This window comes from Sagittula marina, from assembly GCF_014196795.1.
Lineage (GTDB): Bacteria > Pseudomonadota > Alphaproteobacteria > Rhodobacterales > Rhodobacteraceae > Sagittula > Sagittula marina.
Genome location: NZ_JACIEJ010000013.1, coordinates 50,025 through 74,720, shown reverse-complemented (window position 1 = coordinate 74,720; position 24,696 = coordinate 50,025). Strand labels below are relative to the sequence as shown.

The following is a 24,696-nucleotide window of genomic DNA, read 5'->3' as shown; positions in this document are numbered from 1 at the left end:
AACGATCATGAATATCGGAGACGTGGCCGACCTGTCCGGCCTTCCTGCGAAGACCATCCGCTACTACGAGGACATCGGGCTGGTCGAGCCGCTGCGCAGCGCGAACGGTTATCGCAGCTTTCGGCAGAGCGACGTCCACAAGTTGGCGTTTCTCGGGCGAGCGCGTGCGCTTGGCTTCACCATCGAGGACTGCCGGAGCCTGCTGAAACTCTATGCCGATACCGACCGCGCCAGCGCGGAGGTCAAGCAGATCGCCGAGGAACACCTCGACCGGATCGACCGGAAAATCGCAGAACTGACCGAGATGCGCGCGACGTTGTCGCACCTTGTCGATGCCTGCGCTGGCGATCACAGGCCTAATTGTCCGATTCTCGCAGATCTGGCGATGGAATAGGATAAGACCCGGACCGCCAGGGCAGCGGATTAAGCGGGCTTAGATACGTCCCGCAGCGGGCAGCGCCACCCATAAGGTGCGACTGGCTGCAGCTATTTCGGAACATTCCAGCGCGGGAAAGTTGTTCCACCTTTAGACTTCACGATTTCGAGAGAGGACAACTTCATGTCATATGGCCGCTTTTTCGCGATGATCGCCACATCTACCGTCGTCATGTTCGGTCTGATGTATCTCAATACCTACCTCTGGACGCATGTGTTCTGGTCGGAAACGCGGGCCTACATGGCTCTCCTGATGGGTGCCACCATGGCGATCATCATGCTGGGCTTCATGCTGTCGATGTATTCCAGCAAGATGGCTAACGCCGCCATCTTCATCGGTGCCGCTGTGGTCTTTGCCGCCTCGCTTTGGCTGGTCCGCAGCCAAGTGACGGTGGGCGACACCAGCTACATGCGGGCAATGATCCCGCACCACTCGATCGCGATCATGACCTCCAGCCGCGCCGATATCTCGGACCCGCGCGTGCGCAAGCTGGCGGATGAGATCATCTATGCGCAGGACAAGGAAATCGCCGAGATGCGTTATCTGGTGAACGATATCGACGCCAACGGTGACAGTCCGGCACAGTCAGAAAGCGGACCGGCGCAGATCGTGAGCCTCGACGAGGCGCTATCAACCCCGGAAGTCGCCATTCTCGACCTCGAATTTCTTACTTCGGAGGACATTGCGCAGATGTTTCCCGGCGGCGCCGCGTGCACGTTCACCTACACCACCACAAGCAGGCCTGCGCTGGCGGTGGGCCGCATCGACGGTGGGAGTGTAGCTCTCGCCAAGATCAGCGGCGATCTGGTGCGGCTGGAGGCTGGCGACGCCGGAAGCACTTGGGGCACGGAAGGCATGACAGTGGCGTTGAGCGCGCCGAGCGGACCCGGCACATTGGACGCAAATAGTGGCGAAATGCAGGACGCCGATCTCGTTCTCGAACTTGGGTCCGGTCTGCGTGCAGGGTATCGCGGATATTACGGTTGCGGTGCCTGAACCAGAAACTGGAGGAAACACCATGCCGAAAGACGCATCGAAATCAGCCCAACTCTACCGGATGGTCATGCAGGATCATCTTTGCCCTTATGGTCTCAAGTCCAAAGACCTGCTTGAACGGGAAGGGTACGAGGTCGAGGATCATCACCTGACGACACGTGAGGAAACCGATGCCTTCATGGAAAAGCACGGGGTCGAGACCACGCCGCAGACCTGGATCGGCGACAAGCGGATTGGCGGCTACGACGATCTGCGGGTCCATTTCGGCCTCGACGCGCCGGAAAGCGAGCGCTCGGACACCTCCTATCAGCCGGTGATCGCGATCTTTGCCGTCGCGTTTCTGATGGCGCTCGGCCTGTCATGGTACAGCTTTGGAACCATCCTCAGCCTGCGCGCACTGGAATGGTTCGTCTCGATCTCGATGTGCTTGCTTGCAGTGCAGAAGCTTCAGGATGTCGAGAGCTTTTCGACCATGTTCCTGAATTACGACCTGCTGGCGCGCCGCTGGGTGCGCTACGGCTATCTTTATCCCTTCGGAGAGGCCTTCGCCGGTATCCTCATGGTCGCCGGGGCGCTCACCTGGCTGTCGGCACCCGTGGCCTTGTTCATCGGCACCGTCGGCGCGGTTTCGGTCTTCAAGGCCGTGTACATCGACAAGCGCGAGTTGAAATGCGCCTGCGTCGGGGGCGACAGCAACGTGCCACTAGGGTTCGTCTCGCTCACCGAGAACCTGATGATGATGGTCATGGGTATCTGGATGCCGATCCGGGTCTACCTGATCGGCTGACGACCCCGCGACCTCTACGGGCGCGCGGCGTGGATGACATTGAGTGGCGGAGATGATCCCCACACAGCAGCCATCACACCTAGAGCTGGTTCGAGATTCGTCACCCGATCGTCGCGAGAAAGGGAAACGTCCCCAGCAACCAATAGGCAAACCGTGACAATTGCCCGGTCATGATGGCAATGCCCATGATGATCATGGCAACACCCGCGCCCTTGTAGAGCCAGCGACCGGCCTTGCCGATCTGCCTGACCCGCGCGGCGATGGCGTCGGTGAACAGCGCCGCCAACAGGAACGGCACCCCCAGCCCCGCGGAATAAATCGTCAGCAGCCAGATGCCGTCCGACATGCCGCCCGAGGTCGAGCTGAGCGTCAGGATAGCCCCGAGGATCGGACCGATGCAGGGCGTCCAGCCGAAAGCGAAGGCAAGCCCCAGCACATAGGCCCCGAGCGGGCGACCGCCGGGAATATCGAGATTGAACCGGGTGTCACGGGAGAATGCCTCCAGTCGAAAGACACCCAGCATGACCAGACCGAACAGGATGATGATCGCGCCGCCCAAATAATTCAGCTCGGTGCGCCATGTCAGCAGCAGCGATCCGAGCGCGCTGGCCCCGGCTCCAAGTGCGACGAAGACCGTCGAAAAGCCCAAGACAAAGCAGGCACTCAACCCGAGCGCCCCGGCGCGCGCCCGCAAGCCGGCCGACCGCGTCATGCGCAAATCCGGCTGCCCTGCGATGTACGAGACATAGCCCGGCACAAGCGGCAGGACGCAAGGCGACAGGAACGAAATGGCCCCCGCCAGGAAGGCCGCGAAGATGCCGATGCCGGAGATGTCCATCACGCGTCACGCTCGGTGCTGAAGGGCCACACGGCCCACCAGAACGCGACCAGCGGGACCACGATCCATTGCAACACAGGTGACAGGCCCGCATCGAGGACCGGAATGATTGGCATCAGGTCCGAATAGGCCCAGGCGGCGCGGATCACGATGTTGAGCCATTCGCTGAACAGCGTGTATCCGAGCCCGAACACCACCGTCAGGACGGTCACAGACCGCCGCGTCGAGGCGACCAGGGGCCAGCCCCGGCCCGACAGCATGAGGGCAAGCATCAGCGCGCTCATGGCGATCAGGATATCGCCACCCGTGCAATGGACGGCTGCGAAGACAATCTCACCCCAGGTGCCCTCGTTCCATATCGTGTAGAGCGGCATATGCGCGAACTCCCAGATCAAGTTGGCCGGGATGATCACCGCAAAATACCGACGCAGAGCTGTCAGGGAAATTCCGTCTGTCGAGGACAGCCTGACGCCAGTCGCGACGACACTCATTGAAACACACCTGTCAGCCGGTCCCACCAGCTGGGCTCCCGGCGTCGATGCTGGGCGTTGTTGATCAACTCGCTGACATAGAGGATCAGGTTCACGTTCTTGAAGTCCATGCCATGGAATTTTGCAGCGAACCGCCCGCCGATGTCCACAACATGGGTGACCGCTCCGTGCATCATCATGTCGCTGTCGGCGGTCATCGTGAACTCCAGCCCATAGTCCCGCGCCAGAACGCGCGTTGCATTTTCAGTCTGATCGGGACGTTTGGTTAGAATAACCCAATTGCTTGGATCGAGCCCATGCCGGTCCGAGTAATCGCGCAACACGTCTGGCGTGTCGTTCACAGGATCGGTCGTGATCGAGATGAACTGCACAAGCTCCTTCATCGGCCCGTCGTTGATCGAAGCCTGGACCGCCGCGATCTTTTCCGCATGGAGCGGGCAGATATCCGGGCAGTTGGCATAGATGAAATGAAGGATGACCACCTTGTCGCTGAAATCCGACAGGCGCACGGGATTCCCCTCGGAATCCTGCAGCTCGAAACCCGGAGCCTGCGCTGCATCGATGGCTTGGAAGTAGGGCTCCATCTCGAACATGCGCGCATCCAGGTTTTCCCCCGGATGATTGGCGAAGGCCGGAGACGAAATCGTGGCCGCGAGTATCGCTAAAGCGGCGCGCCGTGTCAGTGCTGTCAATTCTTGTATCCTTACAATAAATGCCTGCCGATCCGTTGACCGACAGGCATTTGGGCAAATCTAGCCGTCAGACTTTTCCGACGGCATCATGCCGCCGTCCATATTCTCGGTCATGGACGCCATCATCTCGGTGCAGGCTTCCATCATGGGTTTCATTTCGGCCATCATCTTCATCATGCCCATCATGTCGCCGTCCATCATGCCGCCTTGCATGGCCCCCTCATTCTGCATCATTTCGCCCGTTTCCGGCGTGGTCTGTTCCTGGGCGCTGACGGCAAATGCACTTGCGGTAAGGGCCGTCGCAACGACGAAAGTTGTAAGTGTTTTTCTCATGGTTTTCTCCTTGGGTTGATCGTGTGGTTATCGAAAGAACTCAGTCGGGAGACGCCCCGTCCGGCGAGTTGGAGCATCCCTTTCCAGACCCGCCCTTCATGCACAGACCCAGGCCGCACATCGCGGCACAGGGGGCCAGCGAGACCAGAACAGGCGCGAGCCCGATCGCGGTGAGCCATCCCCAGTTCATGGCCATGCCGCCCCCCATCACGGTTGCCGCACCGACGAACAGCAATCGTCTGCGCGTCAACCACCTGGGCCAATTTCCTGCGCTTTCGATGTTGGCGGCACCCGCAATGTTGGAAGGTGATATTTCGGTCATCCAGAAAGTCCTTTCGATGATTAAAAGCTAGTCATTCCAGTAACTGGAAGGTCAAGGGTGAGCAGTGGACTTTTGCTGGGATTCATTCAATAAAGCTTCGCAAAAAGGACACCATCTCGGGATCATCCCATTCGGCCGGGCCGACCAGTCGCCCGAGCTCCCGCCCCTGCGCGTCGATCAGGATCGTCGTCGGCAGGCCAACGGTGCGCAGCGCGGTCATCGAAAGCATGGTCTGGTCGACATACATATTGAGATTGGTGACACCGATCTCGTCGTAGAAACGCCGAACGATTTGTGATCCGGCCCGGTCGATGGAAAGGGCAACCACTTCGAAGTCGTCGCCGCCAAGTTCCGCCTGAAGCGCATCGAGCGTCGGCATCTCTTCGCGGCAGGGGACGCACCAGGTTGCCCAGACATTCACGAGGATCACTTTGCCGCGAAAATCTTCCATGTCTCCGCGGCTGCCGTCATCTTTCTCGTAGCGCACATTGGCGACAGGTTGCGGGGTGTCGTGAAGTGCAAACCCTTGCGGTGTCGCGAAAGCCGCGCCGACGGACAGTGCCCAGGCGATCAGCGCCGGTTTCAGATTTTTCATGGCGTTTTCTCCTTGGCGGATTGGGTTTTGTGGTCACGGACGATCGGCAGCAGCGTTTCCTGCAGGATTGCTCGTGTGATCGGACCAACATGGCGGTAGGCGATGATGCCGTCGGGCGCGATGACGTAGGTTTCGGGCACGCCATAGACGCCCCATTCGATACCGGCGCGTCCGTTGATGTCGGCCCCGATGCGCGCGTAGGGATCACCCAACTCGTCGAGCCAGGCGCGCGCCTGATCGGGCGGGTCCTTGTAGTTGATTCCGTAGAGCGGCACCTCACCGGTTGCACTCAACTCCATGAACAACGGGTGTTCGGCACGGCAGGGCACACACCACGAGGCGAAGACGTTCACCAGTGACACGTGTCCGATCAGGTCCTGCGTCGAAAGACCTTCTTCTCGGCCGAGCACCGGGGGCAGCGCGAAGTCGGGCACGGGTTTGCCGAGAAGTGCCGACGGCAAGTCGTCGCCACCCCTGAAAAGCCCCCAACCGAACAGGACCATGAGGGCAAAAGCTATCAGCGGCACCAGCACGAACCCGGAGATTCTGCGTCGCGACACAGGGTCGGCATTTCTCTCGACCTCTTCCGTCATGGCTGCGCCTGCTCATCGGCAAGGGATCGGCTTTCCTGCGACGCGCGGATCCGGTTGGGCCATGTGCTCTTGATGTAGTCGATGATCGCCGTGATCTCATCGTCTGTCAGCACATCCTCATATCCGGGCATGTCGCTTTCGTACCCGTTCCCGACAATCGCCGCCGGTCCGCGTTTCACGATGTCGAACAATACGCGGTCGGGGTGATGCCAGGTATGGCCGGAGGCGTCGTGCGGTGGGGCAGGCAACCTTCCGTTCGGCAATCTGGAGCGCCAATCTAGCTGCCCCTCTAGGTTCGCCCCATGGCAACTGGCGCAATTCTCTTGATAGAGGCGCTCACCCATGCGCACGTCGCTCTGCGCCGCAACCGGCAAAACCGTTGTGGCGAGCAGGACAGCCGAGAGCCTAATCGTGTTTTTCACTTAGTTTCCGCCTTCTTGTTACGAGCCACCTACAGAGGACGATGAGTGCCGCGAGCGACGACAGGACAAGCAGGACGCAAAGCGCCCAGACCAACCCCATCGACAACAGGCTATCGCCGCTGCTGGCACCCTCAATCCGCATTCTGGCACATTTCTATTTTCCGCTGTCCGAGCGGATGTATTTGACCAAGGCGATCGCCGCGAGCACCAGCACACCCACGATCAGCAACCAGACGAGGCCCATCGCAATCATCATGCCGCCGCCCATCATTCCACCGTCCATCATCATGCATTCCATCCTTTGTTTTCCCTTGAAACCGGTCTGGCACGGGTTCGCACCAGACCGCGCGATTGATCATTCGACCGCATATACGGTCGGGCTCACACCTTCCTCGACGGTGTAAATCTTGAACGGCTCCTGTTTTGCGCCGCCCATACCCGGCGACCCCAACGGCATGCCTGGCAGGGTCACACCGGCAATTTCCGGACGCTCCTCAAGCAGCTTGTTGACGGTACCAATCGGCACATGACCGCTGATGACGTAGTCCCCTACAAAAGTGGTATGGCAGCCTTGGAAGTCGTCCGGAATACCGGCGTCGCGGCTGATCTGCGCCAGATCGTGGGTCGGCTTCACCTCCACCGTAAAACCGTTCTCGCGCAGATAATCCGCGTAGCTTTCGCAGCATCCGCATTGCGGGTTCTTATAGAGCGTGACCTCCTGCGCCGCGGCAGGCGCGGCATTCAGGCTCATCGCAAGGACGGCGACGGCACCTGCCGTGCCGAGGCTGGCAAATCCAAGTATCTTCTTTATCGGTTCATTCATTTTCATGGTCCTAAGTGTGTGAGTTTCAGGTTTTGGTCGTGCCGGGATCGACACGGATGACGCCCATCATGCCCGCCGCCTGGTGTTCCAGAATGTGACAGTGGAACATCCAGTCGCCTGGGTTGTCCGCGACGAACGCGATTTCGACCCGTTCTTCGGGGGCCATCAGGACGGTGTCCTGCCATTCGCGATACCGAGTCGGTTGTCCGTTGCGGGCGATCACACGGAACGAATGCCCATGCAAATGGATCGGATGGTGCCAGGCGGTGCGATTATCCATCTCGAACACGTGCGACGTGCCCTGCGGCAGGACCAGCAAGGGGTCCATCATATGACCCGTCGCGGCTTCTCCGTTGATGAACCACATGTTGCCCTCGCGCATCTGGTCCATCATCGACCCCATACCGCTGCCCATCATCATCTGCCCCATCATTCCGCCGTTGAAGACGATCTGGTGCCGCGCGGCCGACGCCATGTCCGGTTCGGCCAGCGGGTTGGGCGGCAGGTCCATAGACCAATCCGGCACACTGTCCCGCAGCCTGTCAGGCCCGTAGACGAGATCGACCAGACGGTATTCGAGGCCTTCGTAGAAGACATCGGTGACCGTGACGGCCTCTCCGGGTTTGCCGGTCATGTCGATTACCAGATCGACACGCATCGCCGGGCCGATCACCACGACCCCGCCGTCAGGGGCATGGGGCGTCACGGTTTGACCGTCCAGCGCGACCACGACTGGTTCAAAATCTCCAAAATCCAGCCCGAATATCCGCGCGTTCGCCGCATTGATTAGCCGCAAGCGGATGCGCTCACCGGATTGCACCGAGATCCGTTCGGGGATCTCACCGTTGATGGTCACGGAATTGCCAATACGACCGCCGTGCATCGCGTCATGGCGGTTGCCGAAGTCATCCGACAACTGCCCCGCCCGCGTCATGCGCCAGTCGTCCAGCATCCAGGTCAGGTCACGATCCACGCGGATCGGGTCCACCTCCTCGACGATCAGCGGCCCGTAGAGTCCACGTCCGACCTGTTCCGAACTGCGCTGGTGCGGGTGATACCAGAACGTGCCCGCATCCAGTGCATCGAATTCGTACAGGAAATCGCCATTAACCGGGATCGGGTCCTGCGTGAGGAACGGCACTCCGTCCATCGCATTGGGCGTGCGGATGCCATGCCAGTGGATTGTGGTCCCTTCATCTAACCCATTCTGAGCCAAAACCAGCAATCGGTCGCCCTGCCGGACCCTGATTTCAGGACCGGGGACGGACCCGTTATAGCTCCAGACATTAGTCGGGCCATATGGTGACGGGCGCAGGGCGGCCTGTCCGGATGCCGCGCGTAGGACGAATGGGTCCCCAGTTGAATCGGCCATTGCCATTCGTGCAGGTGACAGAGCGGATAGGGCTGTGAATGCGGCACCTGTGCGAAGCACGTGCCTTCGTGAAATCGGTCTGTGGAGAATCATCGCAACTGCCTTGATCTGAAAGGGTCGCACTCAGCCAGCTTCGGCCAAGGCAACAATCAGGCCTCGCCGCAGGCGAGGCCGGTTTCAGGTTCAGACAGGCAGTTTGGGAGGGAATGGATCAAGCGACGGATTCGTGCCGAGTGAGATCAGAGGTTCGGCACCCCGGACGGCAGTACCAAAAGGCCTCGTGAGCCGCGCTGACGGCATATTGGCAAGGAGGCCAGAAGTACCGCTGGAGCCGCAAGGAACAGGACACCCACCTTCACAGGCAGTGCCCTCAGCAAATCCGGTGGGATCGCACCCGCCGCAACGGCCATCCGCGCTTTCGGTGGGTTCCATCTGCGCCATAGCCGTGACCGACATACCGGCCAACGACATATCCGGCGCAGTCACTGTACCGAAGGTCAGCATGAGAATCAAAACAAGGCGAAAAACGCGGAACATGAACAGTTTTTACAACCTTCCAGTAAGGGGAGGTCAAGCGATATTCTGTAACTTGGACGTGATGCCCCTGTAGCCTCACGATCTTGAGGCGGATGTCATTTCACTCGAATCGCACATCAGCACACAGTACCCGGTTAAAGTCGCTACGTAGTAGGTCCGGATCCGCCAGAAGCATTATTCCATATCCAATTCAGTTAGTCCTTTTCTTGCAGAATCGTTGGCTACCCGTCACGCGCCCACGCAAGTGCGGACTCGGCATCGCTGGATTCGAACCACTGCATCTCGGAGCCCGTCAGTAGGTTGACCACCCGAGCGCCCCATTCCATCCATCTGCGTTCTCCGACAACCGCTATGCGACAGAAATCGTTCACGTGGGCGGTGTCGATCTTCAGATCTTCCAGGATCGCCGAAAGCTCTTCGTAGCCCTCGAAACTTGTAAGGTCGAGAACCAGACCCGGATTATCGGTTGTTCCAAGACGTTCATGAAGCAGCGCGTGCATTTTCTTGAAGTCTGCCTCTGTCAACTTGCCTTCGCAGACGAGCCCGATGACATCATCATGCTCGGTCAGCGTTTCCTTGAACATTGGTCTTCTCCTTTTCACTTGCGTTGCCGTGACCGTAGAGATCGGCGTTCTGATGAGCGCGATCCTCATGCTCAAATTCGAGACTGGAATGGCTGATGCCGAACTCTTCCTTCAGCCGCTTCTTGATCGCGCTCTTGATCTCTTCGATCTTCGACCAGCCCTCGGCTGCCACGACGACATGGCAGTCGAGCGCAGCCTCGTGCTCTTGCATTTGCCAGAGATGGACGTGGTGGACGTCGGCGACGCCTTCGACTTTCCGCATCGCTTCGACGACGGCCTCGTTGTCGATGTCCGGCGGGCTCCCGAGCATCAGGGTTCGGATTGGGCCGCCTATTTCAGTGAAAGACAGATACAGGATGTAGATCGCGATGCCGATGGTGATGGCAGGATCGACCCAACGCATGTCGTAAAGGATGATCAGCGACCCACCGACGATAACCGCGACCGAAGCAAGCGCGTCCGACAGGTTATGCAGGAAAAGCGCGCGGATGTTCACGCTGCCCTTCTGCATCGAATAGGTCAGCATTGCGGTCAGTGTGTCGACCACAAGCGCAATTCCACCGAGAATGACGACGGTCCAACCCATGACTTCGGGTGGATCAATCATGCGCATGCCACCTTCGTAGATCAGGTAGAAGCCGATCAAAATCAGGGTGGTGTAGTTAACCAGGGCCGCGACGATTTCGACCCGACCATAGCCGAAGGTCATGCGCTCATCGGCCGGGCGGCGCGCGATCTTGCGTGCGGCGAAGGCAATGACAAGCGAGGCCATATCGGAAAAGTTGTGCAGCGCATCGGCGATCAGTGCCAGACTGCCTGACAATATGCCCCCGACGATCTGCGCAACGGTAAGAAGCCCGTTCGCCCAGATCGCAATGGCAACCCGCCGATCGCCAGAATCCGGATCGATATGCGCGTGCCCATGATCATGCGGCATTGGCAGGCTCCTCATGCGCGTGTGTCGCGCGTCGGTCAGTCTTGAGGCGGCCGCTGCGGAAACCACGTACGCGCGCATTCATCCAGTGGCGTATGATATGACGGTAAATGGCACCACGCAGCCATCCAAAGGATTGCTCATGGGACAAATAGAAGGTGTCCGGCGTATCAAACACGCCGAAATCCTGCACGATGCCGGTTTTCTGAATGTAGGTATCTTCTCCGTTCCAGGCGACGGGAGGCGCGCCAAGACAATCCGTGCCCGCGCCATACCCGCAGAGACTGTCCGTGTCCGAGAATGACGTTTGCAGAACTTTGAGGAAAGCGTCATCCAGGATGAAGCCTTCAAGGTTGATCCAGGCACCTTGATATTCGATCTCAACCCATGAGTGGAGAACTTCCTGCGGAGCAAGCGGATACACCAGCTCAGGGACAACACCGCGCTGCAAGCCTGTGTGGATCGTGAAGCCATGCAACCGGCTACGAATGCCGATACCACGCAGCAGCGCCATCAAGAGCGTGCCTTTGGTATTGCACTGCCCATAGCCGTCGGAAAGCACTTCGGATGCGGGGATGTCGTCAGCTCGATTGTATCCGAACGCGATTTCATTCCGAACGAAATCATAGGCAGCTCCGATCCGATCGTATTCGGATAAGCCGCGCCAGCTGCGGTTCTCAATTAGATGCGCAAGAGGCGCGGCATCAAAATCCAGTAGTTTGGTGGGTACAAGTAGGGGGTCGGTCATATGCAACGGGGCGGTCCTCGAATCGTCTTAGAACAAGACTAATTGCTATAGTCACTGTAGCTTCAATCCTTTCTTTCAGAAAGAATCTCCCGCAACTATTTGCCCGTATGAACTGCTTTGTGGTGTTCGCCGTGTGCGTCGCGCAGAATGTCGATACCTCCCCAGGCCGCGATCCCGGCGACAATCACGCCGACGACGAGGTCCGGCCAGTTGGTTCCCAGCCAGGCGACGAGGCCGCCAGCCACGACGATTCCGAGGTTCGCGGCGAAATCGTTGTAACTGAAGGTGTTGGCCGCGCGGATGTTGACGTCCGGATCTTTGAGCTTAGCGAGCAGCCAGACGCAGACTGCGTTGATGGCCGCCGCGATCAGGGCCATGGCGATCATGATCGTCCCGAGCGGATCTGACCCGCCGATGTAGCGGCGCCATGCATCGTAAAGGATACCAGCGGCGAACAGAATCAGCAGCCCGCCGGAAACGTTCGCCGCCCCGCGTTTCCATTTGTCGGATCGGGACAAAGCGAAAAGGCTGATCGCGTAGACGAAGCTGTCGGAGAGGTTATCGAGCCCGTTGGCGATCAGGGCACTTGAGTCGCCGAAGGCGCCTGTTGCGAAAAAGGCCACGGCCAAACCGATATTGAGCGCCAGAACGATCCAAAGCGTCCGTCTCTCCATTGAATCTTGTCTAGCGGCCATTTTGTGGTTCCAGCTTGTGTTGTACGACACATTAACTTCTGCGGCTGATCTGCGTTCCAGCCGGAATGTTGGCTGAATTCCTTCAGGCCCCGATTTCCTCGTGCTCGGTCAAGCATTCCGAATGGTCCCGCAACACCTCAAGCACCTTGCAGTCTCCCGTCCGCCCGCCGCTGCATTCGTGAACCATGCGTTTCAGTTCCGTGCGCAGCGCCTTCAGGCGCGCCATGCGCTGCTCCACCTGTTTGAGCTGGCGACGCGCGATGGCATCGGCCTCGTGGCAGGGCCGGTTGGGATGGTCGCTGAGGTCGAGCAGCTCGCGGATCGCATCGAGCGAGAAACCGAGTTGCCGCGAATGGCGGATGAAGGACAGTCGGTCGAGCTGTGCATTGTCGTAGCGCCTCTGTCCGCCTTCGGTCCTGCCAGGTTCGGGCATAAGTCCGATCTGTTCGTAGTACCGGATGGTCTGCACTTTTGTGCCAGTCTTCTTTGACAGAGTACCGATCGTGAGCATTTTCGCCTCCATGAAAAAGATACAGTTTGTGTAGGTTTTGCCGTCGGAATAAACAAGTGTCGGATTCACAGACGCGTGAGTTCAAGCTATACCATGATTTCGTGCTTGAACCTCTAGCGGCTAGAGGATGTATCCGCACTTGCAATAAGAATCAAAAACAGGCGAACAGGATTGTCCCTTACATCGGCACAGAAGTTTCTTTGGGTTTTGGCAGGCGTGGCAGCGCTTGCCTTCGTATGGCTCTTGCTATGGTCCGATTATCGTGCCGATAGCGCCCGAACTGACGCCGAGCCGCCTTTTTTCGCTGAGTTCGAACTGACGGACCACCAGGGTATGGTTCAAACCGAGGAGGACTTTGCGGGGCGCTGGATGCTGGTTTTTTTCGGGTTTACCAACTGCCCCGACGTCTGCCCGACGACCCTATCTGAGGTCGCGGCGGTGATGGACGGTCTGGGCGACGATGCAGCCAAGGTCCAGCCGATTTTCATAACAATCGACCCTGAACGAGACACGCCCCCAGCACTCGCCGAATACGTCCCGCTGTTCGATGCGGGCATCATCGGGCTGACGGGCACGCCGGAACAGATCGCCGCCACGTCCGAGACGTTTCCAATCTTCTTTGAGCGCGTCGAAGAGGCCGCAGCGCCGGATGGGTACACCATCGGCCACACGTCGCATCTGTTCCTCTTCGACCCCGAGGCAGGCTTTGCCGACTCCTGGCCCTACGGCACCTCCGCCGAAGAGATCCTCGCCGATCTGGAAGAGAGGATCTGACCGACATGAACCGTATGTCCGGAGAAACAGCCCTCGGGCTGGCGTGGATCATCGCGCTCGTCGCCTCGCTTGCCGTGCTTTTTATCGGCGAGGTGCTGGGGCAGACGCCCTGTGTGCTGTGCTGGTTCCAGCGCGCCTTCATGTTTCCCTTGGCCATTATCCTCGGGCTGGGCCTTTGGTGGCGGGACGGCCGTGTGGGGCGCTACGGCATCGCATTGGCGCTTGGCGGCGGCGCAATCGCCCTGTGGCACATGGGCCTGTACGTCGGTCTTGTTCCCGAACGCATCCAGCCCTGCACGGCCACCGGCCCCTCTTGCACCGATGACAACCAACTGGTCTTCGGCGTCCCTATCCCGCTGATGGCGCTCGTCGCCTTCGCGCTGATCGGGGCGCTGTCGGCCCTTTCATTGAAGGACACACGAACATGAACCGACGCGGCCTGATCCTGTCCGTTCTCGCCCTCGGCGTCGCCGGTTTCGGCGGAGCCACCTGGTTTGCAACCCGCCCCGGCCCGGTGGCCGAAGCGGAGCCTGTTGCTCCGGAACTTGCTGAGGCGATGATCCGCCCCTACTCGCCCATCCTCGGACCTGCGGAGGCGCCCGTCACGATCGTCGAATTCTTCGATCCGGCCTGCGAGGCCTGTCGCGCCTTTCATCCCATCGTGAAGGACATCATGGCCGAGCATGGGGATGCTGTCCGCGTCGTGATCCGCTACACGCCCTTCCACGGCGCGGCATCCGAGGAAGCGATCCGCGTGCTCGAGGCGGCGCGCATGCAGGACGTTTACGTGCCGGTGCTTGAGGCCGTTCTGCGGGAACAGCCGAGATGGGCGTCGCACGGTGCCCCGGCGCCTGGCCTGATCCTTCAGATCGCCGCCACGGCCGGACTCGATGCCGAGGCCGCGCGCACGCAAATGCTGGCGCCCGATGTCGTGGCGATCCTGAATCAGGATCGTGCCGACGTCGAGACCGTGGGAATTCGCCAGACGCCCACATTCTTCGTGAACGGCAAGCCGCTCGATCCATTCGGAGAGGCAGAATTGCGTCGTCTGGTGGCTGCCGAAGTCGCTGCCGCGCAAAGCTGAATGGAAAAGGCAGGATCAGAACGATGAAAAAGTATATTTTGACCAGCACACTGGCCGCGCTTTTGACCCTTGGAGGGCTCTCGGTGCCCGCGCTGGCCGGACCCGAGGATGTTGTCGTCGAGAACGCGTGGTCCCGCGCCTCCATCGGGATGAACCGTCCCGGGGCCGCCTACATGAAGATCCGCAACACTGGCGACGAGCCTGTGACGCTGATCGATCTTACAACACCGCTCGCGATGATGCCCGAAATTCACGAGACGAAGACAAATGCCGAAGGTGTGAGTTCCATGAGCCCGGCGGGGGAGATCGCGATCGCCCCGGGCGAGAGCGTCGCGCTCGAACCGGGGGGCCTGCACGCAATGCTGATGCGGCTGCAAGAACCGATGACGGAAGGGGACACCTTTCCGCTGACCCTGCTTTTCGACGACGGAGGCGAAGTGACGGTCGAGGTGCCGATCCTCGGAATCGCCGCGCGGGGGCCAGAGGACTGATGCGGCGACGGGCGATCCTGGGGTACGGCGCGGCTGGTGTCGGGGCGGTCGCCCTGATGCTCTTCGTCGGTTGGTGGCAGGTCGATGGACCCGGTGGAGCCGAGCCTGTCGGGCAGCGGCCTGTGGCCCTGACCGAGATGGATTTCCGTCTGACGGATCATGAGGGCAACGCGGTCGGGCCAGAAACCCTGATCGGTCGCCCGACGATGGCGTTCTTCGGCTTCACCTACTGTCCCGATGTCTGCCCGACCACGCTCTCGGACATTTCGGGATGGCTCGATGATCTGGGAGACGAGGCCGACGAGATGAACGTGGTTTTCATCACGGTCGATCCCGAGCGCGACACTGTCGAAACGGTGGCCGAATATGTCGGCTACTTCCATCCTGGGATACGTGGCTGGACGGGACCGGAAGAGCAGATCGCGCGCGTCGCGGACGGCTTCCGCGCCACCTACGAGCGGGTGCCGACGGAAAGCGGCGATTACACGATGAACCACACCGCGAGCGTCTTCCTGTTCGCAGCCTCTGGGCGGTTCGTCACCATGATCGACTATCACGAACCCAGAGAATTCGCGGTGCCGAAAATTCGCCGCGCGCTAGCAGAAGAAATGGAGGGGGCGACATGAGGCTCAGAACTCTGGCGGCGGGTGTCGCAATTGCGGGGACGGTTTCGGGAGCGGCTATCGCCATCTTTGATTTCATGTCGAAAGAACCCGTGCCGCCGGAACTTGCCCAGGCAGGTAGCTGGATGCCCCAAGGTCCTGAAGCCCCTAGAAACGTTGACATCCTCGTGACGCTGCCCGCGACGGCATGGGCAGAGGATGCACCCGACCTCGGCCCCCTACCCCTTCTGCAGGCCGCGTTTGCCGACAGGCCGGTAAGGGCGATCGAGCCACCGCTGTCGACGTGGTCGCGCGACATTGCACCTGGCGAGACGCTCGATTTCTTGCTGTCCGAAGCTGGACTTGCGGCACCTGACAGAGCCGAAGTTGCCCTCGCGCTTGGCGCGGAATACGATCTGCGACGGCTGCGGCCGGGGCACTCGGTCACTGTCGCTTCGACCGTGGACGGCAGCCCCCGCACCGTCTCACTCGCCGTCGAGGACGGGGTTCGGATCGAGGTGGTTTTCGGCGAGCAGTTGTCTACGCAGGTCGTGGCTCCGGATCCGGAGATCGTAACCCTTGCCGGCGAAGCCGTGATCGACAGCTCGATCTTCGCGGCACTCGACGAAGCCGGCATACCCGCCCGTTTTTCCGTGGACCTTGCGCAGATGCTGGGTGGGACCGTGGATTTCCGCCGCGAGTTGGCCGGTGGCGAGACACTAAGGCTTCTCTGGCGTGAGGCGCATGTGGGCGAGGATAGGATCGGACAGCCCGAGCTCGCCTTCGCCGCATTGGAGATCGGCGGTTCGCTTTACGAGATCGTATGGCCGGACGACGGCAGCGGTCAGGCGACGATCTACGTCGATGGCGAGGTGCTGCGCGTCTTCGCACAGCCGGTCGAGGGTGCGCGCCTCAGCTCGGTGTTCGGACGCCGCACGCATCCGGTCTTTGGCAACGTCCGGATGCACACCGGCGTCGATTTCGCAGCGGCACGTGGGACACCGGTTCAATCGACGGCACCAGGGCGGGTTAGTTTCATTGGCTGGCGCGGTGGCTATGGCCGTGTGGTCGAAATCTCGCACGGCTCCGACACCATGACGCGCTACGCGCATCTGAGCGCCGTGCCGGAAGACCTGGCACAAGGCCAACGCGTTGCGGCGGGAGATGTGATCGGCCGCGTCGGCGCGACTGGCACGGCGACAGGTCCGAACCTGCACTACGAAGTCCTCGTGGATGGGCGCCCGACTGACCCCCTCTCTGACGACCGGCTCGCCGAAGCAGCCGAGAGCGAAGCGGATGATACCGCCGCGCTCTCGCGTCTGGCCGAGGCGCGCGCGCTTCTGGATCAAAACCTCGGCAGCGAGATTGCCGAAACGACAACCGAAAGGCTCTGACCCATGAAACGCATGACCCAAGCTCTGGCAATCACCCTGGCCCTGTTACCAGCGGCCCAGGTCCTCGCAGAGGCAACGGCGATCGAGGTCCGCAAGACGAACGGTTGCGGCTGTTGCCTCTCGTGGATGAACCATCTCGAAGAAAACGGGTTTGCGCCGACGGGCGAGAACATGTTCGGTGGGTCGCTGGTTCGCTTCAAGCTCGACAACGGCGTGCCGCAGCGCATGGTCTCCTGCCACACCGCGCTCATTGATGGCTACGTGATCGAAGGCCATGTCCCGGCCGGTGACATCCGCCGCCTTCTCGAGGAGCGCCCGGACGCCGTCGGCCTCACCGTTCCGGGGATGCCCTATGGCTCGCCCGGCATGGGGCCGGAAGACGACCGCGAGGCCTATGATGTTTTCCTGATCCGCGAGGACGGGTCGACGGAAGTCTTTTCAAGCTACGCCGAAGGATAATCTGGCCTGCCCATGGAAAACCTGTCTCCGATAATGCTCGGCTTCCTCGGAAGCCTCGCTGCCGGATCGCTTACGGCAGTCGGAGCAGTTCCCGTGCTGTTCGGGCGCATTCCGTCTCGGGCCACGCGCGATCTGTCGCTCGGCTTCGCTGCCGGTGTGATGCTCGCCGCTTCCTTCTTTTCGCTGATCATCCCGGCATTGGATGCGGCGGAGCCCATGTTCGAAAACGGCGCGATGCCTGCCGCCATCGTATGCGTCGCGATCCTGCTGGGTATGGGGGCTGTCGCCCTGATGAACGAAAAGCTGCCGCACGAGCACTTCAAGACGGGACGCGAAGGGCCCGAAGCGGCGTCTTTGCGGCGGGTCTGGCTATTCATCATCGCGATCACGATCCACAACTTCCCCGAAGGCCTCGCGGTCGGGGTCGGCTTCGGGCCCGGAGGTATGCAGGGCGGTCTGCCGCTCGCCATCGGCATCGGGCTTCAGAATGTGCCCGAAGGATTGGCCGTCGCTGTATCTTTGCTGGGCGAGGGATATCCGAAGCTGCGCGCCTGGGGCATCGCGGCTCTGACGGGCATGGTCGAGCCGATTGGCGGCCTGCTCGGGGCCGGCATCATCACACTGTCGGAACCGCTGCTTCCATGGGGACTGGCCTTTGCCGCGGGCGCAATGCTCTACGTCATCAGCCACGAAATCATCCCCGAAACCCATCGCAACGGGAACCAGAACAGGGCGACGCTCGGTCTCGCAGTCGGGCTCGTTCTGATGCTGTTTCTCGATGTCTGGTTGGGGTGAGGCAATGTCATCATACAAAGTATCTCCGATTATCGGCGTATTTGCAGCGCTTGCTACGTTCGCGATCGATCAGATCACCAAAGCCATTGTCGTTGCGAATGCCGTCACTTTAAGCGCCGGGATTTCCGTGTTTCCGGGATTCAACCTCGTCTTTTATCGTAATGACGGCGTGACTTTCGGGATGCTGGGCGGCGCTCCGTGGTGGAGCCTCATCGCTCTCGCTCTTGCCATCTGTGTTTGGCTAGGGGTTATGCTGTTTCGCGCCGAAAATGCGGTCGAAACGCTTGCCTATGGCGCGATTATTGGCGGAGCCCTGGGCAATGTCATCGATCGTGTGCGGTATCGGGCTGCAACAGACTTCTTGGATTTCTACATTGGCACAACACATTGGCCTGCCTTCAACATGGCCGATGTATTTGTCGTCAGTGGCGTGGGGCTCTTGCTCGCCGCGCCATGGATCAGCGCGCGGCGTTCGATCAAGTCGTGAAGCCGGAAATTCTGAACCGCATCGCTCTGCGCCACCGTTTGCTTTCGCGGATGACGCTTGGTTTCGTCGCCGGGGCGCTGACCGTTCTGACTTTCCCGCCTTTCTCGCTTCTCCTGCTCGTTCCCGTTGCCTATTCCGCGTTGTTTGTCGGTCTTCGCGATCTCTCCTTCGGGCGTGCTTTCCTCGTCGGCTGGGCGTTTGGTCTCGGCCAGTTCGGTTTCGGGATTTCGTGGATCGCGGAGAGTTTCTACGTCGAGGCCGAGCGGTTCGGGGCGATGGCAATCCCGGCCGTCGCGGGATTGTCCGCAGGTCTCGCGATTTTCCCGGCCATTGCCGCCGCGCTCTTCGCCGAAATCGCGCGGCGCGGAGCCCTGGGCAGACTTCTGGCCTGCCTCCTGTTCGCGACCTCGTGGACCGCTGCCGAGTGGTTGCGAGGTCACGTTCTGACAGGGTTCCCCTGGAACCTGGCCGGTTACGCACTTGTAGACTACGCCGCCCTTCGCCAGACCGCCGCCTGGGTCGGAAGCTATGGGCTAAGCTTTCTCACCGTGTTCGTCGCGGTACTCCCCGGCGCTGCTGTCCTCGCGTCCGGGCGGCAACGATTGACCATCTCGCTCATGGCGCTGGCCGGCATAGCGACGATGTGGGCTGTCGGCACGCTTCGCCTCCAGTCGGATGCACAACAGCCACCCGCTGTCGACCTGCGCATTGTCCAGGGCAACATTCCACAAGAGGAGAAATGGGCGCCCGAGAACCGCGAGGCGACATTCGCGCGGTATCTTGAGCTTTCAACCCGGCCCGGCGATTTCGACGTTCTTCTCTGGCCGGAAACCGCCTTTCCGGGTTTCCTCGATGAGGATACGGAGGCGCGGGCCCGCATTGCCGCTGCGCTGCCAGACGGCAGCATGCTGCTCACCGGAGTGCCGGACCGTGTACCGAGTGAGGATGGGATCCAATATTTCAACACGGTCCAGGCTTTTGGCGAGACGGGCGAGATCCTGACCGGATACGCGAAACACCATCTCGTGCCTTTCGGCGAATACGTGCCATTCCGCAGCTGGTTGCCGATTGAGCGGCTGACGGCGGGGCTGGGCGATTTTACGCCCGGACCGGGCCCGCGAACGCTTGCGCTTCCGGGTGTGCCGCTGGTCGCCGTGGCGATCTGCTATGAGATCATCTTCCCAGGGCATGTGGTCGACGACCTGTTCCGGCCGGACTGGATTTTCAATGCGACCAACGATGCTTGGTTCGGAACCAGCATTGGACCGGAGCAGCATCTCGCCTCCGCACGCATGCGCGCTGTCGAGGAAGGGCTTCCCATCGTCCGGGCCGCAAACACAGGGATCTCCGCGATCATCGACGCAAACGGTGACCTCGTCGCGCGGCTCGGCAACGGAGAAACCGGTGTCATAGATGCGGCTCTGCCCTCTGCTCATCCGTCAACGCTCTATGCGCGCTTCGGCGACTGGGCGCTGCTGGCTCTCATCTTCACTACTTGGGCCGTGGGACTGGCTGCAGGTCTGGTCGGCACACACCGGTGCAACAAGAGAACAAGAACGGAGAAAAAGTCATGCTGGTAATCGCGGGCATTGTCGCGGGTGCGATCTGGGGTGGATATCTGGCGCGACGCCGAAAAGGAAACCGGCTGGATATCCTCCAGTATGCGGCGAGTTCGGCGATCGCCTTCGGTCTTCTCACCTATTTCATATCGGTGGTCCTCTTGCGCATCTTTTTTTAAGAAGGGTTTCGAAACAGCACCGACATGAGACGGCTTTTCAACATATTGCTGTACGGGTTTCTGGCAATCTGCATCACGGTATCGGTTGGTTCCGGGTTGGTCTATTTTCTGCTGAGCGCATCCGTTCCCGATTACGACGAGGACTTCACGGTCGCAGGCTTAGGCGGACCGGTCGACATTCTGCGAGATTCTTCGGCAGTCCCGCACATCTCCGCAGCTTCCGCTGCGGATGTTTACTTCGCGATCGGCTTCGTTCACGCCCAAGACAGGCTCGGTCAACTGTTAAGGGCAAGGCGAAAAGCGGAAGCTTCGTGGCCATCGGATGAGATCTTGGACCTTGAGCCAGCGGTCTCAGACGCGCTCGCATCCTATGCCGCCGGCGTTAATGCGTGGCTGGAGCTAGTGTCGGAAGGCGGGCGTGGCCGAGGCTCTCCGGAGCTGCTGATCGCAGACGAACGGTCGATCGCGGCCTGGACACCCGGCGATAGCCTGAGGATTGCCCGGTCTTTCCTGAATGGCCTGCGACCGGGAAGCGCACGGGAAGGAATGCCGAGTATATCAGGTGCCATTATACCGGCGGATCGCCTGAGAGTGCCCGAACTGTTTGCGACTGATCCGGAGCAGCGCCTTGATGCATGGGCGATCGACGGCGACCGAACAGCGACCGGAACGCCAATTCTAGCCGCCGATATCAGCGGTTCCCTGTCGCTTCCCTCGGAATGGTATCTCGCAGATCTTCAATTTTCGACAGGGCCGGCCATAGGGGCCACAATACCGGGCGTACCTTTCGTTATTGTCGGTCGCAATGCGCGCGTCGCCTGGGCCTTCCGGTCATTTCCCGTGCCAGACGAGGAGGCACCAAGGGGGCCGTCACCCGTGCGGGCGGCAGGTTTCCTGACGATGCTGGAGCTGTTCGCGCGTTCGGCCGACGCGATCGATGCCATCGGAGTTGCCGCAGACATGTTGCCGAAGGGCATGGAGGCATTGGCCATTGACCGAGAGACCGTTGCCCGATGGCCAAGAGCGGAGGCCGTACGGGCGTCGTCTTTTCGCGACATTCGACTGGCGGAGCTTGAAGCGCGGCAATCGATCTTCTCGACGGAAGGCGCCATCGGTGTTCAAAGGGACACCGTAAGTTCCGTGGCGCGAACCCTCCTGCCCCTGATGGCGAAAGAGCTTTGGTTCGTGCAGTCCAGAGACAGCATCGAAGGCACCGATGCGGACAGCCTTCGTCGTGAGCTTCTGGACAGGCTTGCCTCGTGGAATGGCGAAATGGATCGCTATTCACCGGAACCTCTGCTGTTCTGGACCTGGGTCCGGGCTTTGCAGCAGCGCATTTTGAAGGACGAGTTTCCGACAGCGGAGCAACTCTGGACCCGTCCGAACCCAAACTTTCTTTATGCGGTACTCAGCGATCGTCGCGGTAGCGCGATCTGGTGCGACATCCGCCTATCCTCACCTCGCGAGACATGTGAGGAGCAGGTTCGCGTGGCCCTGGATGATGCCCTTGGCTGGCTGGTCGATCGATATGGGCGCGATCCCTCGACGTGGACCTGGGGGGAGGAGCATAGATTTGACATGCAGTGGTCGCCAATCAGTTCACGTGGGTTGCTGACCGACCTGCTGTCCCTTCAAGCGCCGATTTCAGGCGATCCGTATACGCTATTCTTGACATCATTTGGTGTCGAAGAAGACCGTCCATTCCTTGTGAGTGCCGGAAGCAATTTTCAGGCGGTCATGTCGATATCGGAAGCAGCGGGATCATACTACATCTCGCCCACCGGACAGTCGGGACATCCGCTATCTCGATTCTACGACAATCTCTTTCCCTCCTGGATACGAGGCGAATACCTGGCCATGTCGACCGATCTGTCACTGGCCCGTGGCGGCGCTTCCGGGATCTCGCGACTCACACCGGCTACCTCGGACAGTCCTCGGATGAGCGAGGGCCAGAGCGAATGATCACGAACCTCTTCTTTCTTTACGACCCTTTCGGCGATGCGCTGTCACCGGTGTCGCTCATTGTTGTCGGCCTTACAGCATGGCTGTTTTTGCGTGGGCTCAAAATACACGTTCGCTGTCTCGGAAGGGTTTCTGGCTGGCGTCGAACCGTCTTCTTTGTCGGCCTCGCGGTCGTCCTCGTCGCGACGAATGGGCCGCTCCCGCCATTGGGGCACAGTCTGTTTTCTGTACATCAGGTCGAGCATCTTCTTCTGCGACTGGTAGGACCGCTTCTTATCGCGGTTTCTCAGCCCTGGCTTGGCCTTCAAGCCGGATTGAAAAGGGAATGGCGCCGACGCCTTGCCGCGATTGGGCGTGCGCGCATCCCGCGATTCTTGGCGCTTCCTGCATCTGCCACCTCCCTGTTGATTGGCGCGCTTTTCGTCTGGCAGATCCCGATGATCTACGCCCTTACACAACGTATTGCGGCGATGGAAGCGCTGGCACATCTGTCTATGGTGCTGGCGGGGCTTTGGTACTTTGCTATGCTGTTCGATCCGCGTGATCCGCCTGAAGGAGCGCGGCGCGGTGCTCGACTGATGTCAGGGTTCGTGGTGATCGTTTCCAACATCTTTCTGGGCTCCCTGACAACGCTCAAGGAGGTGCCCCTCTATGGATCAGAAATCATCGCAGCGAGCGGTGGTCGACTTCGCGCCCTGGCTGACGAGACAATCGGCGGCTACGTAATCTGGGTCCCGTCGTCGATGGTTCTCATCGTGGCAATCATCCTGGTGCTGAACGGCTGGAACGCAGCGGAGGAACGGCGCTGGACGTCCCGCTACGACCTGATGCGCCAATCGAATGCGGCGGCGCTCGAGTTTCCGGAAACCGCGGAGGAACTGCGTCTGAAAGTAGAGAAGCCGAACCGGGACATGGGCCGTACCCTCGCCCTTGGCGCATTCGCCATGTTCATGGTTGTCATGATTACCGTCGTGACCATCGTCTATGCCCTCGGATAGATTGAATTCGACATGATACCAGACGTATTCTTCCCCGCTAGGGCCCGCCTGTTTCGCCACTGCCACGGCTGGACACATATTGTAGTGTCCTTACGCGTACCGGGTGCTTGCGCTGGCCCACGGCGGCGAGCGTCACTTTGGCCGTGATCGCCATCGAAGCGATCAACGTGGCCCTGTGCCGACGATTTGCCTGATCTGACGGAAGATCATCTCCTCCCATCAGGCGTAGATGTCGATCGGTGTTCCGTCTTTCACCATTGCATAGATGTCCTCGATCTGCCGATCTGTGACCGCGATGCAGCCAGCTGTCCAGTCGCGGACGTCCGTTGGGTCGATGCCTGGGCGTGGACCACCATGGATGAAGATGTCGCCGCCGGGGGAAAGGCCCTGCGCTTCAGCAAAGGCGATGTCGGCCTCATTCGGATAGGAGATGCCAACCGAAAGATGATACGTACTTTCGGGGTTGCGCTTATCGACTACGTAAGCGCCCTCAGGGGTCCGGCCGTCTCCCTCGAATTGCTTGTGACCCTCAGGAGCGAAACCCAGCCCGACCGGATAGGTTTGCAATACGCGATCGGCTCCGTCCAGAACAAGCAAACGCTGCCCCTTGTAAAGCCGAACACGGGTCACCTCGGGTCCGCCATAGCTGCGGAACTTGCTGGCACAGCCAGACAAAAACGCTGCCAACCCGCCCAACAGGACGGCGCGGCGGGGAAATCGGATGGTTTTCACTGCTCGATGCCTCTTTCGTGAGGTCTGATATGGACATTACGTTACCTTGCAAATGCTGCGTGATCAATGTCCGTGGGCAAGCGCGGCCTTTGCCATCTCTGGACCAACCTGCTCACCGCTGAATGCCTTGCGGGCCTACCGCAGCGCCTTGAGGGCGACCGGCAGGGAGGCCACGGCAAGCCTTAATCGAACAACTCGTGAAGCCAGGATTTGCGGCGATAGCCGTGCTTGCCGTCGCCGCCGCCGTGCTTTCCGCGCCGGTAGCCGCGATCATCGTCGTAGCCGCGCGGCTCAGGCACCCGCTGAGGCGCCACATCGGGTGCCGAACGCTCGATGATCTTGTCCAGTTCGCCCCGGTCTAGCCAGACACCCAGGCAATCGGGACAGAAGTCGATCTCGATCCCCTGGCGGTCGGTCATGCTCAAGGGCACCTCGCAAACCGGACACATCATCCTGCCCTTCACGCTCATG

The 24,696-nt window shown here is 60.4% G+C and carries 34 protein-coding genes; 16 read left to right on the top strand and 18 right to left on the bottom strand.

Annotation, left to right across the window (positions count from 1 at the left end):
- The first annotated feature begins 7 nt into the window (after positions 1–7).
- From cueR to GGQ68_RS20430, 3 genes are all read left to right on the top strand, one after another.
- Positions 8–394, top strand: coding sequence for a Cu(I)-responsive transcriptional regulator (cueR, locus tag GGQ68_RS20440; protein WP_183969249.1), 387 nt, complete (start codon positions 8–10; stop codon positions 392–394).
- A gap of 165 nt (positions 395–559) precedes the next feature.
- Positions 560–1,432, top strand: coding sequence for a DUF305 domain-containing protein (locus GGQ68_RS20435; protein WP_183969247.1), 873 nt, complete (start codon positions 560–562; stop codon positions 1,430–1,432).
- Between the two features lie 22 nt (positions 1,433–1,454).
- Positions 1,455–2,219, top strand: coding sequence for a MauE/DoxX family redox-associated membrane protein (locus GGQ68_RS20430; protein WP_183969245.1), 765 nt, complete (start codon positions 1,455–1,457; stop codon positions 2,217–2,219).
- A gap of 100 nt (positions 2,220–2,319) precedes the next feature.
- Here the strand turns inward: GGQ68_RS20430 and GGQ68_RS20425 are convergent, their stop codons facing one another.
- From GGQ68_RS20425 to GGQ68_RS20355, 16 genes are all read right to left on the bottom strand, one after another.
- Complete coding sequence (locus GGQ68_RS20425) at positions 2,320–3,057, bottom strand: cytochrome c biogenesis CcdA family protein (protein WP_183969336.1); 738 nt, start codon at positions 3,055–3,057, stop codon at positions 2,320–2,322.
- A complete protein-coding gene (locus tag GGQ68_RS20420; protein ID WP_164193029.1) occupies positions 3,057–3,548 on the bottom strand; it encodes a hypothetical protein in 492 nt (163 codons plus the stop codon). The genes GGQ68_RS20425 and GGQ68_RS20420 overlap by 1 nt, the downstream gene beginning before the upstream one ends.
- Positions 3,545–4,240 carry an SCO family protein gene (locus tag GGQ68_RS20415; RefSeq protein ID WP_203595585.1) on the bottom strand — a complete coding sequence of 232 codons (696 nt, stop codon included), beginning with the start codon at positions 4,238–4,240 and terminating at the stop codon, positions 3,545–3,547. The genes GGQ68_RS20420 and GGQ68_RS20415 overlap by 4 nt, the downstream gene beginning before the upstream one ends.
- Before the next feature lie 60 nt (positions 4,241–4,300).
- Positions 4,301–4,573, bottom strand: a complete 273-nt coding sequence (locus GGQ68_RS20410) for a hypothetical protein (protein ID WP_071974092.1) — start codon at positions 4,571–4,573, stop codon at positions 4,301–4,303.
- A 40-nt stretch (positions 4,574–4,613) separates the two neighbouring features.
- Positions 4,614–4,895 (bottom strand): hypothetical protein, encoded by a 282-nt coding sequence (locus GGQ68_RS20405; protein WP_183969243.1) that lies wholly within the window; start codon positions 4,893–4,895, stop codon positions 4,614–4,616.
- A gap of 82 nt (positions 4,896–4,977) precedes the next feature.
- Positions 4,978–5,490 (bottom strand): TlpA family protein disulfide reductase, encoded by a 513-nt coding sequence (locus tag GGQ68_RS20400; RefSeq protein WP_066010346.1) that lies wholly within the window; start codon positions 5,488–5,490, stop codon positions 4,978–4,980.
- The gene (locus GGQ68_RS20395; protein WP_183969241.1) at positions 5,487–6,083 is read right to left on the bottom strand and encodes a DsbE family thiol:disulfide interchange protein; all 597 of its coding nucleotides are present in this window, start codon (positions 6,081–6,083) and stop codon (positions 5,487–5,489) included. Before GGQ68_RS20395 ends, GGQ68_RS20400 begins: the two co-directional genes overlap by 4 nt.
- Positions 6,080–6,457, bottom strand: coding sequence for a c-type cytochrome (locus GGQ68_RS20390; RefSeq protein ID WP_240558221.1), 378 nt, complete (start codon positions 6,455–6,457; stop codon positions 6,080–6,082). Before GGQ68_RS20390 ends, GGQ68_RS20395 begins: the two co-directional genes overlap by 4 nt.
- A 202-nt stretch (positions 6,458–6,659) precedes the next feature.
- Complete coding sequence (locus tag GGQ68_RS24650) at positions 6,660–6,794, bottom strand: hypothetical protein (RefSeq protein ID WP_009503829.1); 135 nt, start codon at positions 6,792–6,794, stop codon at positions 6,660–6,662.
- 66 nt (positions 6,795–6,860) lie between these two features.
- Positions 6,861–7,328, bottom strand: a complete 468-nt coding sequence (locus GGQ68_RS20385; RefSeq protein WP_221235658.1) for a DUF411 domain-containing protein — start codon at positions 7,326–7,328, stop codon at positions 6,861–6,863.
- A 25-nt stretch (positions 7,329–7,353) separates the two neighbouring features.
- Positions 7,354–8,793, bottom strand: a complete 1,440-nt coding sequence (locus GGQ68_RS20380) for a multicopper oxidase family protein (protein ID WP_183969239.1) — start codon at positions 8,791–8,793, stop codon at positions 7,354–7,356.
- 665 nt (positions 8,794–9,458) lie between these two features.
- Complete coding sequence (locus GGQ68_RS20375) at positions 9,459–9,821, bottom strand: SpoIIAA family protein (RefSeq protein ID WP_183969237.1); 363 nt, start codon at positions 9,819–9,821, stop codon at positions 9,459–9,461.
- On the bottom strand, positions 9,793–10,758 hold the full coding sequence (locus GGQ68_RS20370; protein ID WP_111734025.1) for a cation diffusion facilitator family transporter: 966 nt from the start codon (positions 10,756–10,758) through the stop codon (positions 9,793–9,795). The genes GGQ68_RS20375 and GGQ68_RS20370 overlap by 29 nt, the downstream gene beginning before the upstream one ends.
- Positions 10,748–11,503, bottom strand: coding sequence for a transglutaminase-like domain-containing protein (locus GGQ68_RS20365; protein WP_111734023.1), 756 nt, complete (start codon positions 11,501–11,503; stop codon positions 10,748–10,750). Before GGQ68_RS20365 ends, GGQ68_RS20370 begins: the two co-directional genes overlap by 11 nt.
- A gap of 95 nt (positions 11,504–11,598) precedes the next feature.
- A complete protein-coding gene (locus GGQ68_RS20360; RefSeq protein ID WP_037941752.1) occupies positions 11,599–12,177 on the bottom strand; it encodes a cation efflux transmembrane domain-containing protein in 579 nt (192 codons plus the stop codon).
- A 103-nt stretch (positions 12,178–12,280) separates the two neighbouring features.
- Positions 12,281–12,709: a MerR family transcriptional regulator gene (locus tag GGQ68_RS20355; RefSeq protein WP_094037598.1), complete on the bottom strand. Its 429-nt coding sequence runs from the start codon at positions 12,707–12,709 to the stop codon at positions 12,281–12,283.
- A 171-nt stretch (positions 12,710–12,880) separates the two neighbouring features.
- On the opposite strand from GGQ68_RS20355, the gene GGQ68_RS20350 reads away from it, so the two are divergent.
- The 13 genes from GGQ68_RS20350 to GGQ68_RS20290 are packed head-to-tail and all read left to right on the top strand — an operon-like array spanning position 12,881 to position 23,493.
- Positions 12,881–13,483, top strand: coding sequence for an SCO family protein (locus GGQ68_RS20350; protein ID WP_246429474.1), 603 nt, complete (start codon positions 12,881–12,883; stop codon positions 13,481–13,483).
- 5 nt (positions 13,484–13,488) lie between these two features.
- Complete coding sequence (locus GGQ68_RS20345) at positions 13,489–13,911, top strand: disulfide bond formation protein B (RefSeq protein ID WP_183969235.1); 423 nt, start codon at positions 13,489–13,491, stop codon at positions 13,909–13,911.
- A complete protein-coding gene (locus tag GGQ68_RS20340) occupies positions 13,908–14,567 on the top strand; it encodes a DsbA family protein (RefSeq protein ID WP_037941756.1) in 660 nt (219 codons plus the stop codon). Before GGQ68_RS20345 ends, GGQ68_RS20340 begins: the two co-directional genes overlap by 4 nt.
- 23 nt (positions 14,568–14,590) lie before the next feature.
- Positions 14,591–15,058, top strand: a complete 468-nt coding sequence (locus GGQ68_RS20335; protein ID WP_183969233.1) for a copper chaperone PCu(A)C — start codon at positions 14,591–14,593, stop codon at positions 15,056–15,058.
- Positions 15,058–15,684: an SCO family protein gene (locus tag GGQ68_RS20330; protein WP_183969231.1), complete on the top strand. Its 627-nt coding sequence runs from the start codon at positions 15,058–15,060 to the stop codon at positions 15,682–15,684. Before GGQ68_RS20335 ends, GGQ68_RS20330 begins: the two co-directional genes overlap by 1 nt.
- Positions 15,681–17,054, top strand: a complete 1,374-nt coding sequence (locus GGQ68_RS20325; protein WP_183969229.1) for a M23 family metallopeptidase — start codon at positions 15,681–15,683, stop codon at positions 17,052–17,054. The genes GGQ68_RS20330 and GGQ68_RS20325 overlap by 4 nt, the downstream gene beginning before the upstream one ends.
- A gap of 3 nt (positions 17,055–17,057) precedes the next feature.
- Positions 17,058–17,513: a DUF411 domain-containing protein gene (locus GGQ68_RS20320; RefSeq protein ID WP_183969228.1), complete on the top strand. Its 456-nt coding sequence runs from the start codon at positions 17,058–17,060 to the stop codon at positions 17,511–17,513.
- 12 nt (positions 17,514–17,525) lie between these two features.
- On the top strand, positions 17,526–18,308 hold the full coding sequence (locus GGQ68_RS20315; RefSeq protein WP_183969226.1) for a ZIP family metal transporter: 783 nt from the start codon (positions 17,526–17,528) through the stop codon (positions 18,306–18,308).
- A gap of 28 nt (positions 18,309–18,336) precedes the next feature.
- A complete protein-coding gene (gene lspA / locus GGQ68_RS20310; RefSeq protein WP_183969330.1) occupies positions 18,337–18,795 on the top strand; it encodes a signal peptidase II in 459 nt (152 codons plus the stop codon).
- Positions 18,762–20,375, top strand: a complete 1,614-nt coding sequence (gene lnt / locus GGQ68_RS20305) for an apolipoprotein N-acyltransferase (protein WP_183969225.1) — start codon at positions 18,762–18,764, stop codon at positions 20,373–20,375. Before lspA ends, lnt begins: the two co-directional genes overlap by 34 nt.
- The gene (locus GGQ68_RS20300; RefSeq protein ID WP_009815492.1) at positions 20,366–20,533 is read left to right on the top strand and encodes a hypothetical protein; all 168 of its coding nucleotides are present in this window, start codon (positions 20,366–20,368) and stop codon (positions 20,531–20,533) included. Before lnt ends, GGQ68_RS20300 begins: the two co-directional genes overlap by 10 nt.
- Positions 20,534–20,557: 24 nt before the next feature.
- On the top strand, positions 20,558–22,495 hold the full coding sequence (locus GGQ68_RS20295; RefSeq protein WP_183969223.1) for a penicillin acylase family protein: 1,938 nt from the start codon (positions 20,558–20,560) through the stop codon (positions 22,493–22,495).
- Complete coding sequence (locus GGQ68_RS20290) at positions 22,492–23,493, top strand: cytochrome c oxidase assembly protein (RefSeq protein ID WP_009815494.1); 1,002 nt, start codon at positions 22,492–22,494, stop codon at positions 23,491–23,493. Before GGQ68_RS20295 ends, GGQ68_RS20290 begins: the two co-directional genes overlap by 4 nt.
- A 219-nt stretch (positions 23,494–23,712) precedes the next feature.
- Here GGQ68_RS20290 and GGQ68_RS20285 read toward each other — a convergent pair whose 3' ends face one another.
- On the bottom strand, positions 23,713–24,225 hold the full coding sequence (locus GGQ68_RS20285) for a L,D-transpeptidase family protein (RefSeq protein ID WP_040618649.1): 513 nt from the start codon (positions 24,223–24,225) through the stop codon (positions 23,713–23,715).
- Positions 24,226–24,407: 182 nt separating this feature from the next.
- Positions 24,408–24,695 carry a TFIIB-type zinc ribbon-containing protein gene (locus tag GGQ68_RS20280; protein WP_183969328.1) on the bottom strand — a complete coding sequence of 96 codons (288 nt, stop codon included), beginning with the start codon at positions 24,693–24,695 and terminating at the stop codon, positions 24,408–24,410.
- Position 24,696 lies beyond the last annotated feature (1 nt).